Annotated in this window: 13 protein-coding genes and 2 other annotated features; of the genes, 6 read left to right on the top strand and 7 right to left on the bottom strand. The window is 42.9% G+C overall.

The features are described 5' to 3' along the window. Positions 1-52 precede the first annotated feature (52 nt). Both IGI78_RS10085 and IGI78_RS10080 read left to right on the top strand, forming a co-directional pair. Positions 53-613, top strand: coding sequence for an NAD(P)H-binding protein (locus IGI78_RS10085; protein ID WP_430617979.1), 561 nt, complete (start codon positions 53-55; stop codon positions 611-613). A gap of 166 nt (positions 614-779) precedes the next feature. Next, positions 780-1,403 (top strand): YitT family protein, encoded by a 624-nt coding sequence (locus tag IGI78_RS10080; protein ID WP_081118031.1) that lies wholly within the window; start codon positions 780-782, stop codon positions 1,401-1,403. A gap of 46 nt (positions 1,404-1,449) precedes the next feature. Here IGI78_RS10080 and IGI78_RS10075 read toward each other — a convergent pair whose 3' ends face one another. Genes IGI78_RS10075 through IGI78_RS10060 form a run of 4 tightly spaced genes read right to left on the bottom strand, consistent with a single transcriptional unit; the run spans position 1,450 to position 4,529 of the window. Next, the gene (locus tag IGI78_RS10075) at positions 1,450-2,214 is read right to left on the bottom strand and encodes an ABC transporter permease (protein ID WP_077454456.1); all 765 of its coding nucleotides are present in this window, start codon (positions 2,212-2,214) and stop codon (positions 1,450-1,452) included. Further along, the gene (locus IGI78_RS10070; protein ID WP_195264978.1) at positions 2,211-3,122 is read right to left on the bottom strand and encodes an ABC transporter ATP-binding protein; all 912 of its coding nucleotides are present in this window, start codon (positions 3,120-3,122) and stop codon (positions 2,211-2,213) included. The genes IGI78_RS10075 and IGI78_RS10070 overlap by 4 nt, the downstream gene beginning before the upstream one ends. Then, positions 3,119-3,346, bottom strand: coding sequence for a PLD nuclease N-terminal domain-containing protein (locus IGI78_RS10065; RefSeq protein ID WP_077454454.1), 228 nt, complete (start codon positions 3,344-3,346; stop codon positions 3,119-3,121). The genes IGI78_RS10070 and IGI78_RS10065 overlap by 4 nt, the downstream gene beginning before the upstream one ends. Next, a complete protein-coding gene (locus IGI78_RS10060; protein WP_195264980.1) occupies positions 3,339-4,529 on the bottom strand; it encodes a helix-turn-helix domain-containing protein in 1,191 nt (396 codons plus the stop codon). The genes IGI78_RS10065 and IGI78_RS10060 overlap by 8 nt, the downstream gene beginning before the upstream one ends. A 170-nt stretch (positions 4,530-4,699) precedes the next feature. Here IGI78_RS10060 and IGI78_RS10055 point away from each other — a divergent pair, with 170 nt between their 5' ends. Next, a complete protein-coding gene (locus IGI78_RS10055; RefSeq protein ID WP_195264982.1) occupies positions 4,700-5,851 on the top strand; it encodes a glycerate kinase family protein in 1,152 nt (383 codons plus the stop codon). A gap of 73 nt (positions 5,852-5,924) precedes the next feature. Here IGI78_RS10055 and IGI78_RS10050 read toward each other — a convergent pair whose 3' ends face one another. Beyond that, positions 5,925-6,263, bottom strand: coding sequence for a RidA family protein (locus tag IGI78_RS10050; RefSeq protein ID WP_074931685.1), 339 nt, complete (start codon positions 6,261-6,263; stop codon positions 5,925-5,927). 268 nt (positions 6,264-6,531) lie between these two features. On the opposite strand from IGI78_RS10050, the gene IGI78_RS10045 reads away from it, so the two are divergent. After that, a complete protein-coding gene (locus IGI78_RS10045) occupies positions 6,532-9,096 on the top strand; it encodes an HAD-IC family P-type ATPase (RefSeq protein WP_195264984.1) in 2,565 nt (854 codons plus the stop codon). Positions 9,097-9,112: 16 nt separating this feature from the next. Here IGI78_RS10045 and IGI78_RS10040 read toward each other — a convergent pair whose 3' ends face one another. Next, a complete protein-coding gene (locus IGI78_RS10040) occupies positions 9,113-10,564 on the bottom strand; it encodes a helix-turn-helix domain-containing protein (RefSeq protein WP_195264986.1) in 1,452 nt (483 codons plus the stop codon). 393 nt (positions 10,565-10,957) lie between these two features. Beyond that, positions 10,958-11,227, bottom strand: coding sequence for a hypothetical protein (locus IGI78_RS10035; RefSeq protein ID WP_142424358.1), 270 nt, complete (start codon positions 11,225-11,227; stop codon positions 10,958-10,960). A 269-nt stretch (positions 11,228-11,496) separates the two neighbouring features. Further along, positions 11,497-11,711, top strand: a binding site (T-box leader). A gap of 66 nt (positions 11,712-11,777) precedes the next feature. Further along, positions 11,778-12,022: a binding site (T-box leader), on the top strand. Positions 12,023-12,080: 58 nt separating this feature from the next. On the opposite strand from IGI78_RS10035, the gene trpE reads away from it, so the two are divergent. After that, positions 12,081-13,487: an anthranilate synthase component I gene (gene trpE / locus IGI78_RS10030; RefSeq protein ID WP_077454356.1), complete on the top strand. Its 1,407-nt coding sequence runs from the start codon at positions 12,081-12,083 to the stop codon at positions 13,485-13,487. Further along, positions 13,468-14,046 carry an aminodeoxychorismate/anthranilate synthase component II gene (locus IGI78_RS10025; protein ID WP_077454355.1) on the top strand — a complete coding sequence of 193 codons (579 nt, stop codon included), beginning with the start codon at positions 13,468-13,470 and terminating at the stop codon, positions 14,044-14,046. Before trpE ends, IGI78_RS10025 begins: the two co-directional genes overlap by 20 nt. The last annotated feature ends 10 nt before the right edge of the window (positions 14,047-14,056 follow it).

Below are 14,056 nucleotides of genomic sequence, written 5' to 3'. Positions count from 1 at the left end.
ACTATGGAAAATGAAACGTTCTGCTCAATGGAATCCAATAGAAAGGAAGCTTATGAAACGACTTGCGATTTTAGGTGCTGCTGGAACGATTGGGCAGCTGACACGCCAAACACTTTTAGAAAGAACCAATTTCTCTCTAGTACTCTATGCCCGCCAGGCAACGGAGCGTTTGCAACAGATTGATGCTGCGCGTGAGACGATCATTGATGGTGACTTTCTCGATTTAGGACGACTCGTTCGGGCATTGCAAGGTTGCCAGTCGGTTTTTTTGACGGATATCCATGATCCGCGGGCAACGCTGCGGGTGATCGAGGCGATGAAATTAGCAGAGGTCAGCCAATTGATCAGTGTCGCACCAGAAAGAAACCTTTGTCATCCAGAGGCATTAAAGCAATTGGCAACCTCATCTGATCTTTCCCTTTCCCCTAAAACGCATCAGCTGCTTTTGCAGCAAAAAAATCGGTTGATGTCCTATCATTTGATTGCGGGATCAGAATTGATTGTTTCCTTTGTCCATTTGCCGTCAGAGAAGGAACGCATGGCGCAGCGAAATGCCTGGCAAAAAGCGATCGCAGATGAGATTCTGGCGATATTTCATGGTTGTGCTGCATAAGGCCACCTTCTCTGGTGAAAAAAACCAAGAATACTTTCTTGAAGGTCAGAATCAATTTTTTCATGTTTTCATGAAAAAATTGGTTCTTTCTTTTAGTGTTTTTTTGATAGAATAAACAGAAGCTTTTCTACATAAAAATAGGTGCCAGATTGAAAGGAGAACGTTGATGGACTCATTAATCAAAAAAAATCTTGCGTTATTGCTTGGGGTGCTGTGGATTTGCATTGCTTTAAATTTTTTTCTGTTACCTCATAGCATTGCTTCTGCCGGCGTTGGTTCGATTGGTTATCTTATTGAAACTGGATGGTCCATTAATCGGCACATCATTGTCTGGGGCATCAATTTATTGATGTTGGCCCTTGCGTTTTTACTTTTGAAACGAGAGGTCTTTGTCAACACGGTTATTGGTAGCTTGGCATTTCCCGTTCTACTGGCGCTTTTACCCGAAATCATGGTACTGCGCTTTTATTCCATCTCATTGATTTTAGGTAGTTTCTTCTTTAGCTTCGGCATCTTTTCGCTCTATAAAATTGGTGCTTCTAACGGTGGCGTAACGATCCCACCGCTGATTTTGGAAAAATACTATGGCATTCGCAGATCTAGTGGGGTTTTCTTAACTAATTTGATCATCATCTTGCTGAACCTTTTGATCTTTTCTTGGCAAGAAGCGCTTATTTCTGCCTTTTCAATTTACTTGATTGCCTTCTTCATGCGACTCTTCATGCGGCTCGAGCAAAGAATGCAGGCTAAAAAATCTGTTGAAGTCCAAGAGACAGCAAAAGTAGAGTGAAATAGCAGTAACAAAACATCGGTGCAAAAATCTGCACCGATGTTTTTTAATATTTTCTTTTTCTTAGAACAGCTATGGCACCAGTCAAACAAGCGATGATCAAAAAGCAAGTTAACAACAGTGCTGGCAGCAGTTCCCCTAACTTGATTTGGTCGGTTAAGTAGTTAGGAAATTGGCTGGAAAGAGAGTAAGGGTTCCAATTTGTTAATTGACTCCACAGATTGCCTAACATACCCATCAGATAACAGACACCAAGAAACAACAGTCCTTGATAGATACTTTTAGCAAAGCTAGAACCTAGCAGCAGGATGCTGATCGCTAATAAACCGAAGAGCCAATAGCTGACCAAAGCGCTAGGGACTTGAACAGCTCTGTCATCATGGAAATAAATCATCGTATAAAAAGCACTGACACTGGCACTTAGGAGGAAACTCAAAGACCAAAGGATCGATAAATAGCAAGCTTTGGCTAAGATGATCGTGGTTTTCGGTAAGCCTTTCGTGATCAGTTGAATAAAGGTGCCATGACTGATTTCGGCGGAGATCGTATCGGTAAAAAGAATCACAAACACTAGTAACCCGATCGTGCCGATGTTGCTGTAAAACTGAAGCCATGCATCGATCGAAGTCGGATCAGCAATCGTGATCTGAATTGATTCTGGCACCATACTGGCCATCAGATCGGGCATGATTTTCGCTGTAAAGGGAGAAAGCATGCCAATCAGGGCAAACAGGATCAAGCAAATCAACAATTTCTTACTGCGAAGGCCGCCGAGAAATTCTTTCTTTAAGAAAACAAGAAACGTCTTCATTTGATCACCTCCAAATAAATCGCCTCTAACGTTGGTTCGATTCGTTGAAAGGATTCAGGTACTATCTGTTGTTCATTGAGCAATCGCAGCAACTGCTTTCCAACATTCGTGTCAGCAGTTTCGTCGATCAGTAATTGATTGTTCTTTCTTTCTGCCGCAATGCCGTGGAATGCTAACACATTGGCAAATTTCACATGCTCACCTTCGTCGGCAAAGACAATCCCAAAGGCGGTTTTTCGATAACGGTTTTTTAAGCAATCCATCGTTTCAAATGCCCGAATCTGGCCTTTGTGCAAAATCGCAATGTAATCTGACAGCTGCTCGACATCTGCAAGAATATGGGATGAAAAAAGAACCGTTGTTTCTTCTTTGATTTTTGCCAATACATCAAGAAACGCTTTGCGACCTAAAGGGTCTAGTGCGGATGTTGGTTCATCGCAGATCAAGATGGCGGGGCGATTGATCAGAGCTTGGGCTAACCCGAGACGTTGTTTCATACCACGAGAAAAGCCAGCGATTTTTTGTTTCGAAGCTTCTAGACCTACCAATTCTAAGACTTCTGTTACCCGCTGAGGTTGAAAAGGTTCTTGATTGGGCTGGATTTTTCCGCAGAAAGTCAAATATTCTGCAGCTGTCATAAAAGAGTAAAATTGCGGCACGTCTGGCAGATAGCCGATCCAGCGATTCGTCTTGGCTGAGCCAAATTGCACCGGTTCGCCACAAACGGTGATTTCTCCTTCATCAATGGGGAGTAATCCTAAAATCGCCTTCATGGTCGTTGTTTTGCCAGCGCCGTTTTCCCCTACAAAACCCACAACGCTGCCCTTTGGAACCGAAAAGGTTAGGTCTTGTAGCACTTGTTTGTGCCCAAAACGCTTGGATAAATGATTGATCTCGATCATCTTCATTGTTGGTCCTCTTTTCCGAAAGCAAAATAAAGGATAGGACCAATCAGGCTAATACAACATGATATTAAAAGCCATAACGTGCGAGAGCCAAATTTAAACTGTTCCTGCTTTAAAATATCCCGAACTGACAGGACGATTAAGACCAGTTGTAAGATAATTAGGGGAATCAGTATGGGCAAATAATCAGCCATATCGTTTGGAATGTTTAGTTGAACACTATCCATGGGAATCACTCCTTTGGGAATTAGATGCTTGCTCAGCTAGTTTGCTCAAGCGCTGAAATAGTTCTTTAAATGGGGGTTTTTCTTGATACGGTTCAAACAAGGGTGTCAGCTGTGCTAATTCAATAAATTGTTTTTTGACACTACCTGAGTTACGCGGGATCTGACTGCCTAATTCTAATTCACTAATCCACTCATCGATGCTGTTGAAATAATCATCTCCTTTCAAAACGATTTCTTCAGGTGTTGTTGCTATCGTTTTGACGTACTTTTCTAATGCATCTGCTAGTAAGTCCTCTTTTCCTAAAGCGGCAAAAGAAACCATTCCAGCGGCTAAAAAGTTCAGCACAGAAATAGGATGCAGTTCGGCCAGATGGAAGCTCTCGCTGAGTGCCATTCCACGTGCATAGGTTTTTTCCAGTTGCTCCTCGTCTTGTGTGAGCATTGCCAAATAATTCGTCAGTAAGCTCATAAAAAGGATCAAGTATTGATAAATCGCACTTTGCGTAACGATCTCAGCTTGTTGCAACTGATTTTTTTGCTGAAATGCGGCGGCAATCAACGGTTCACTAGGTAAAAAAGTCGGCGTTTTCGTACCAAGGATCGCCAAGACCTCATCGGGCTTGTTTCTCATCAGCAGACAATAAGCATCAATCTGTTTCGCTTGTTGTGCCAACGCATTGTCACCATGAGCAATGATCCGCTGGTAAAGGGTTTCTGCTTCCTTCAAATAGGTGTTTTTTTTCGCTTCCATTAGTGCGTTTTCGTAAGTTTGTCCTTCTGGGATGCTTTCTACAGGGACATCTGGCAGTAAATCCCAATGATTTAAGTAAAAGGACCCCATTTGTAATAAGAACGGATAACAAGAGTAATACCGTTTGGTAAAACTTTGAGCAAGAGCGAGAACTTCCGTCGATGTTTTTGTTTGGAAGGCGTCTTTTAATAGTTGGTAAATCCGTTGAATCTCTTTAGGGGATAGCTGCGAGTCCAAAATCAATAATTCATCGACGCTGCAATCAAAATACGCTGCTAATAAGGGCAGCGAGGTGATATCTGGATAAGACTGTCCCGTTTCCCATTTCGAAACGGATGCTTTGGACACATTCATAAACACTGCTAATTCTTGCTGGGTAATACCTCGTTGTTTTCTTCTCCGAGCGATTTCCTCGCCAATTGGTAAGTCCATGGTGCACCTCCGATAGGTTTGTTTGGTATACTTCTATCATAAGAGGAGAAGGGATGACTTACAATGGATTGCTAGTTAATTTTTGGTTGATTTAATTAACTAAAAGTTGATTATAAGACAAAGTATTCCAATCTTTGGGAAAGAGATGATCGTAAATGAGAGGTAGAAAAATGAAAGTTGTAGCAGCAATCGATTCCTTCAAAGGAAGTGCCACTTCCGCAGAATTAAATCAAGCGGTCTTAAGCGGGTTCTCAGACCAGTGGGAAAAACGCAGTATTCCCATCGCTGACGGGGGAGAAGGATCAATGGCAGCAGTCATTGCTGCGCTGGGAGGAAATTACGAAACGGTTTCAGTGACCGCGCCATTAGGCGGTAAGTTGCAAGCCCGTATGTTGGTCAGCAAAATCAACGAAGAAAAAATTGCCCTGATTGAATCTGCAGAAGTGATTGGGTTGCAACTCGTGGAACCTAGTGATGAGACCACCCGCAATAGCTCTTCTTTTGGGTTAGGCCAAATGGTCTTAGCAGCTTGCAAGCAAGGAGTGAAAAAAATTTACCTGACCCTTGGCGGTAGCGGCACTTCTGATGGGGGCGTAGGCTTTTTACTTGCGTTAGGAGCAAAAATCACAACAAATGGGCAAATGGAAAAAAATCCATTGTTGCAAACAGATGCATTAAAACTCAGCGGGTTGAATCCTCTACTTAAGCAAATTGAATTGTTTGCCTTAGCTGATGTAACAAATCCTTATTCAGGTGAACAAGGATTTGCGCCGGTTTTTGGTCCGCAAAAAGGGGCATCCAAAGAAACGATCCAGCAGTTGGATCAGCAAGCAAAGCGTTTGGCTGAACACATCAAGCAAACCACGGGGACCGATCTGGAAGTCCCTGGTGCTGGTGCGGCAGGGGGGCTTGGTGGTGCTGTTCGTTTGGCAGGTGGTCAATTGGTTCCAGGATTTGCGACGATCGCTTCATTGATTGGATTTGAGGAAAAAATCAAAGGCGCAGATTTGTTGATCACCGGTGAAGGACGCATCGATGGGCAAACCGCTGGGGGAAAAGTACCCTATGGCGTCGCGTTGCTCGCCCACAAACATCAGGTCCCAGTCGTTGCCATCTGCGGCTCTCGAAGCGACGATCTAGGAAAACTGTCGCAACTCTTATCTGCCGTCTTTTGTATCCAGCAAGGTCCGATTTCGTTGACAGAAGCGATGGAGAAAAAGCGAACCTTAGTGAATGCTCAACAGACTGCTCAAGCGATCGCTGGTTTTGTGGAGCAGTGGCAAAAAAAGATCGAATCAGACGTTTCAGAAGGGACTGAATAAGAAGATGACACCAAAAAAACTTCGTACAAAAGGCAGCAGCCGGTACGAAGTTTTTTGGTGTTTTTCTCTATGCTTAAGCCATGGTAGCTTGTGCTTCAATCTCTACTTTAAATTCAGGTGCAACCAATCCGGCGACGATGACGAGACTCATAGCCGGTTTGTTTTCTGCCAAAATAGCTGTAAACGCCGTACGGACAGCAGATAAGTAGGCAGCATCCGTTAAAAAGACGGTCATTTTGACCACTGATGACCAAGACAGTTGATTGGCTGATAAATGCTCTTCGATTTTCTTCAAAACGATGGCTGTTTGCTCTTGCGGGTCCTCAGGTGTGGCTCCGTCTTGTGACGGCGTTTGACCAGAAATGAAAAGAAAAGGTCCTTGCGCGATTTTTGAATCGGTATAGATTGCCATTTATTTTCTCCTTTCTTCTATCTTACCTTTGGATGATGGGGACAGATAGCAATTGATTGGGTGTGTCTTAGTTTACTTGATTCCACCTACAAAAACAATCAACAAACGTTTTCTGTTGGTTTTGTGAAACCACGGGACGAAGCCGCCCTTCCCCTTTAATAAAAGCACTCATTTTTTTCAGTCTCCGCTGAAATTATCGCCAGAATTTTATGGTTTTAATGTTTTATACTATGTTCAGATCAAATAAATAAACAAGGAGGAAAAAAATATGAATTGGTACAAAAACACAACAGAAGAACTATTACACACGTTACAAACAACACGGCAGGGCCTTTCCTCCGAAGAACGCAATCAGCGTTTAGCAAAGCAAGGTGAAAATAAAATTACTGAGGCAGCGCAGATCCCCACATGGAAGAAAGTCGGCAAGCACTTTACCGACTTACTGATGTTGGTCTTGATCGTCGCAGCCGTCTTAAAAGGGATTTCTGGTGATTATATCGAAAGCGGCATTATTATGGCGGTCGTCGTCATCAATGGATTAGTCGGCTACTGGCAAGAGCGCAAAGCCCAAGAATCACTGGATGGATTGAAGCAGTTCATGGGGCAAGAAGCAACGATTTATGTTCACGGCCGCAAGAAGAAAATTGCTGTTTCTTCCTTAGTAAATGGAGATTTAGTCGTTTTAGGACCAGGAGATGTCGTACCAGCAGATATGCGCTTGATCGAAACCCATGATCTTGTGATTGAAGAGTCGATTTTAACTGGCGAATCTGAGCCTGTTCAAAAAATGACCGAGGCTATTACTCAGGAAAGTACGATTGGCGACCAGCGGAATATGGCGTTTTCTGGTACCCATGTAGAAAGCGGAACTGCCAGCGGGATCGTCGTTGAAACAGGCGACGATACACAAATCGGCCAGATCAATCAAGCAATTCAGTCTGTGAAAGCGCAAGAAACCCCGTTGATCAAAAAAATGAAGCAATTGAATCACCAAATCTTTAAAGGAATTATCGGATTAGTGATTTTCTTGATCTTCTTTACTACCTTCCGCTACGGCTTTGATCTTGATCTCTTGTTCTCATCAGGTATTGCATTAGTTGTAGCAATGATTCCTGAGGGCTTGCCAGCCGTGCTGACCATGATTTTATCGATGGGTGTCAAGGAAATGTCTGAGGAGCAAGCAATCATCAAAACGATGCCATCAGTGGAGACACTAGGTGCCATGACGGTGATTTGTTCAGATAAAACAGGAACCTTGACCAAAAATGAAATGACGGTTGTCGATGTCTTGGTTGAGTCGAACGTGGATAAAGAAATGGTGCTTGATATTATGGCAAATTGTCAAGATTTGAAGCAGGACGAAGAACAAAAGGCTGCGGATCTCGTTGGGAACCCAACCGAAAAAGCCTTGTTGCAATACGCAGAATCAGCGCAGCAACCATTGCGTAAAACAGTCGATAAGATTCCTTTTAATTCCTCTTACAAGTACATGGCAACCCGTCATCAAAATCAAGAAGAGCCGAATGCCTCGGTAATTTTTGTCAAAGGTGCGCCAGAAGTATTGCTTGAGAAAAGCCAACTGACTTCAGATCAAAAGCAATGGTGGTTAGATGAAAGTGCAAAATTAGCAGCGAAAGGGCAGCGGCTGATTGGCTTTGCGCATCTGACGCTGTCGGCACAGGAGTCCTTGTCCCACGAAGCACTAACGAAATTAACCTTTGTTGGGATCGCTGGCATCATTGATCCTCCGAAAGACAGTGCCATCAAAGCAGTAAAAGAGTGCTTGCAAGCGGGCATCCAAGTCAAAATGATCACAGGAGACCATGGCAAGACCGCTCAAGCCATCGGCAAGCAAATTGGCTTGAAGCACACGAATCACGTGTTGGAAGGGCTAGAAATCGACCTGTTGTCGGAGGAAGAATTGCAGCAAGCAGTCCAAAAGACAGATATCTTTGCTCGAACGACCCCAGAGCATAAATTACGAATCGTCAGTGCTTTGCAGGCGAATGAAGAGATCGTCGGAATGACCGGCGATGGCGTTAACGATGCACCAGCGCTGAAAAAAGCCGACATTGGGATCGCTATGGGAATCAAAGGCAGTGAAGTAACCAAGCAAGCAGCCGATATGGTTTTGGCAGACGATAATTTTCATACGATCGCCAATGCCGTCCGCGTGGGTCGTCGGATCTACGATAATTTGAAGAAAACCATCAACTTCTTCTTACCAACGGCCGTTGCACAAGGATTGATCGTTATTGCGGCTCTCTTGTTGAACCGACCACTGCCACTGACACCTGTACAAATTTTATGGGTAAATATGGTGACAACCATCACGCTTTCATACGCACTAGGTTTTGAAAAGGCGAGTGCGGATGTTATGAATCGACCACCACGGCCAATCAAAGAAGGCATCTTATCTTGGTACAGTCTGTTCCGTATCTTCTACGTCTCGTTGTTAATCATGATTCCTTCCTACGTCTTAGCGATTCAGTTTGAAGGAACGGTCCTTCAGCAAAGCATGCTACTGCAAAGTATCGTCTTCGCCCAAGCGGTCTACTTGTTGAACTGTCGTGAGCTGGTAAATCCGGCGTTGAATCGCCAACTCTTTGCCAATAAAGCACTCTTAGTCTCCCTGGCACTACTGATCGTATTGCAGGCAGCGATTTTCCTAACACCTATCGGACACCAGCTTTTAGGGATCGGTTCTTTGACGCTGATGCAGCAGTTGAGTATTGCAGCCAACGGGGCACTTCTTTTCACACTCGTCGAAGGTGAGAAATTTATTACAAATAAGTTGCAAGGACGTCAAAAAGCTGCCCCAGTGAAACAATAAAGGCAGCTTGATGATTCTAGTGATAACTTAAATAATAGGTTTGAATGAGCTCAGTCACTTGATTGAGCTCATTTTTGGTTGGTACCATCGATAAATAAAAGACTGGGACAGGAGCATCATCTAATGGAAAATTTGATAAGACAAAATCAACGTCGATTGCCGATAGCCCTTCTAGTTGACCTGGTTCGATGGCTGATAAAAGGATACGAGCTCCGAGAAAGTCATTCAATTCTTGTAAAAGGTAAGCTTTCCATGCCGGCTCCCCTTGAAAGACAAAGTATCCCTTTGCTCGGATAGGGTTGATTTGTAAAATTGCTTGTTGAATCAACAAGGTGGTGGTAGACCACAAAGGGAAACTCGTCTCCCTTTGGCTGCTTGTCTGCTCCTCTAAAAAGTCATGGATCGTTGCTTCGATCGGTAACGAATAGGGCTGATTCAGGCGCTGGATCTCGTGAAATTCTAACCCAAACCATTCTGAGAGTTTGGCAGACTCTTGCGTTTTGATCAAGAGCAGCAACAGATTCTCAATCAGTTGCGTCCCACTAGCGAGAGGTAGCTGCAGCAAGCGGGCTAATTTTTCGACAAAATAGGTTGTTTTTTTATAAATGGCTTGATACGTTTCAAGGGTTGTTTGAATTGTTTCGGACCATTCATTATTGTAGTTCCAACTTTCTAAAAAGCAATAGAAGCTAAAGAAGTGTTCGCTGCGCTCTAAATAAACACCTTCTTTTTGATAGAGCTGACTTAATGGCTGTTGGAAAAGGCCATAAAGGGGATCATCTTCATTAAATTCGAAGGAATCAATGCGGCAATTGGCTTTGATACGGATTGAATTGATAAAAAACCAGCAGGTGCCGAAGATTTGTTCCACATCAATTTGCAGCTTGGCTTTTGCCAAGCGATCCAAGAAATGATAATAGTGGGACTCATGAATCGTATATTCCTCAAAAAAGTAATTGTTATGGGTGTAAGGCAGTAAAAGACGATGGAAGAAGACGCGAATATTGATCTCACTTCCTTCAAAACGAATCACTCGATTTGTGACGCGAATCCGCAAAGAAAAATCCGTCAGACTTTTGTTTAATTTTGAGATATGCCGCCGCAGGGTTTCATAGGAAGTCCCTGTTTGGCTAAGAATCTCTTGGGTACGGAGTTCGCTAGAAAAAAGCAATGCTTTCATTAAAGAAACTCCGATCGATTGAGGAAAAAATGTTTCCCATAGCTGACTCATCAGCAATGGGCCATCATGGGTCAAAGCAAAGCCACTACTGGCAGCTTCGATCTGCCAACCATCAGGTAATTGTTGACGAATATAGGTTATATCAGAAAAAACCGTTCGTTCCGTCGTATTGATTAGTTCTGCCAAATGTTTGGCAGTGATTATTTTGTGATTGGCCAACTGTTCCAAGAGCAAGATCTGGCGCAACAAATCTTTCTCCGTAATGATTTTTTTCATCATCCCATCCATGACAAAAACTTCCTTTCCCACAAGTAATCAAAAGAACCGAGGTCTTATTCAAATAAGTTAGCTGTTGTTCTCTTGATTTTAACTTAAAGTTAAGGACTTGGCTATGCGAAATAATTGATCTGTTGCGGAAAATAAGCAAGCTTATTTAGTGGAAAGGTGTAACGATTTAGAAAATTAGAAGAAAACGAACCGTATAATAGAACAAAAAAACTTCTTTGTGTGAGAAGTATAGTGATTATATCGAAGGAATCGTAAGCTGATTAGCACAAGAAATGGACGAAGATCTGTATCCTCCGTCGACAAATGTTATTATTTGAAATGAAAAGATAAGTAATACTAATAAACAAAATGCTTAATTATCGTTCATAAAATAAATGACTATATCTTTATTAGCTATATATCTATTAGATATTCATATTCTTTAAGTTTACGGTAGAGTGCTTGAGCTTCTTTTGTCAGTTTTACTTTGGAACCAAAACATTTTCTCTTACTAGAAGTTAAAAGTTTTCTATGAAGAGAATGATTGATAATTGTTTCAATTTCGTCTTGTTCTCGTTTAGATAAGCTAATGTTTTTATCGCCGTTTTTTATTGTAGAATAGGTATATTCCAAACAACTCATTTTATATATAAAAGCAGAGAAATCTTTTTTATCTACTATCATATAACCTTCCTTTCTTATTTACTCGTAGAAAGCATACATAAGTTCCTTTCCTAAAGCCAATTGCTTTTTTCATGCATTGGTGAAATGTCCGGGGATTTCTATGGAAAATGAAGAAAATGGCCTTTTTTTCTATGATTTATAGAAATTTTTCATAATTGTTAATAGTGAATAAGATTGATTTTAAGTATAATTTAAAAAATAAAAGAACAAAATGATCTTTTCCTGTTGACAGATCAGCAAAAGCCACGTAATATAACTACCAATAACTCATTAAGACCATACAAAAGAGAAGTATGAGGATGTTCGTCATGCAGAGAGCTGATGGTGGTGTAAATCAGCAGATGGATGCTTCAGAAATGGACTTTTGTGTCGAAAGGCTGAAATCAGTAGGCTTTTTCCGGGAACTCCCGTTACAGAGAGCGATCGTTGATAGACGATCTAGAGAGAACCAATTGAGGTGGCACCGTGAGTAATCGCCCTCAGGCAGACAAGTTTGTTTGCGTGAGGGCTTTTTTGTTTTTTTGCCCCACGATCAATGAGAAAAATAGCAACAAAATCAAACTAAGAGAAGTACTTGAATATTTTTGGCTACAGAAAGTCGGCGATGATGAGAGTCCGATACCAAGAAATCAAGGAAATGGCCTTAGCCGATCATTTTTTGAACCCTTTTTTGGCAGTAGGAAAATGCGGGAACTCCCGTTATAGAGGAAGACCGTTGTTAGACGGTTGATAGAGATGAAGTTGTTTATTTGGGCAACTTCAATTGAGGTGGTACCGCGATCATTCGCCCTCAAGCAGACGTTTTTATGGCGTTTGCTTGAGGGCTTTTTGTTTACAAAGAAAGGAGCAGCTTATGTATCGAATGGAACGAATCAACAGCGATTGTTTGACACCTGTCTCAGTGTTTTTACGGATTCAAGGGGCGCATAAATGTTTATTGGAAAGTATTCCCAGAGAAGAAGATACCGGACGCTATTCGATCCTTACCTTTGATCCCGTTCAGAAACTGACCTTTAAGGATGGTGTTTTTCAAGTGGAGGATCTTTTGAAAAAAACGGTCAACAAGTATCCCTGCCAGGACCCTTTAAAAGAAATGGAACGATATGTAGTCAAAAAAGAAATCACCGCTTTACCGGATCTGCCGTTGCAAAGTGGGGCTATCGGGTATGCGGGCTATGATATCGCCGCTTGCTATGAAGACATTGGACAACTGCCCGCAGATGAATTGCAGGTGCCTGATATGGCCTTTTGGCTTTTCGAAACTTTTCTCGTTTTGGACCATCAGACGGAAACTTTAACGATCATTCTTGAAAATTGCTACAGCCAAAGAGGAACCGTCGAGATGGAGCAGGTACTGCAAGCAGTGAAGCAGCAGTTAAGGACACCAGTCGCCGCTGAGACCCGTGTATTGTCAAACGAAAACCTACATTTTATCAGCAATGTCACACAGCAAGCCTATGAAGCGATCGTTCAAGAGGCGAAAGCCCGAATTACGGCGGGAGACATGTTCCAAGTCGTTCCTTCGCAACGTCTGAAAGCGTCATTTAAACAAGAGCCCTTTGACTATTACCGCAAACTGCGAGTGACAAATCCTTCCGCTTACCTCTATTATCTTGATTTCGATCACGGATTTAAAGTAATCGGTAGCTCACCTGAAAGCCTGATTCGCGTTCAAGGCGACGAAATCACCACAAATCCCATCGCTGGTACCCGCAAACGAGGGGCGACCAAAGCGGAAGACGAAGCTTTGGCAAATGAACTGTTGGCAGATGAAAAAGAGCGTGCGGAGCACCAGATGCTGATTGATCTTGGACGCAATGATTTAGGGCGGATCGCTGAACATGGGACGGTTCATGTTCCTTTATACATGGTGATCGAGAAATACCGCTATGTCATGCACATCGTTTCGGTAGTGGCTGCCAAGCGCAGAGCAGGTGTGACGGCAATGGATGCCTTGAAAGCAACCCTGCCAGCAGGCACGGTCAGCGGGGCACCAAAGATTCGTGCCATGACACGCATCTATCAGTGGGAAGCTGTTCGAAGAGGGGTCTATGCGGGAGCCGTTGGGTATTTTTCTCGTAATGATCAAGCGGATTTTGCCATCGGGATTCGGACAATGGTTTTGAAAGACGAGATCGCTTATGTCCAGGCAGGGGCGGGTGTCGTCTATGATTCTGATCCTTCATCTGAATACCAAGAAACATTACACAAAGCCAAAGCACTATTGGAGGTGTCAGCCAATGATTTTACTCGTCGATAATTATGATTCCTTTACGTATAACTTAGTCCAGCAATGTCCAGCGGATACGATCGTCTTGCGAAATGACGATCCAGAGCTTTTTATTGTTGCTGAAGAAGCAGATGGCATCATTTTTTCTCCAGGACCAGGACGGCCCGAAGAGGCAGGATTCATGATTCCTTTGATCAAAACTTACCAAGATAGCAAGCCGCTTTTAGGTATCTGCTTAGGGCATCAAGCCATTGGTGAAGCGTTTGGTGCCACAGTGGTCCAAGCACCAACTATTATGCACGGCAAGCAATCGAGCCTTACGTATCAGAAAAAAGGCGTGTTCGAAACCTATCTAGGAGATATGACGGTCATGCGCTATCACTCGCTAGTCATTGAGCCAGCGACACTCCCAGCGGAATTTGAGGTATTGGCTGAAACAGAAGGGATCATCATGGCGATTCAGCATCGCGAAAAACCAATCGTAGGACTCCAATTCCATCCAGAATCAATGGGAACAAACGAGGGGGCATTTTTCATAGAACAGTTTCTTGGACTCGTCTCAGATAATACAGCAAAAAACACAAGATGAAAAAAGGAGG

Source organism: Enterococcus sp. DIV1767, from assembly GCF_050542585.1.
Taxonomy (GTDB): domain Bacteria; phylum Bacillota; class Bacilli; order Lactobacillales; family Enterococcaceae; genus Enterococcus_D; species Enterococcus_D innesii.
The sequence above is the reverse complement of the archived record's forward strand: the minus strand, read 5'-3'. Positions and strand labels throughout refer to the sequence as shown.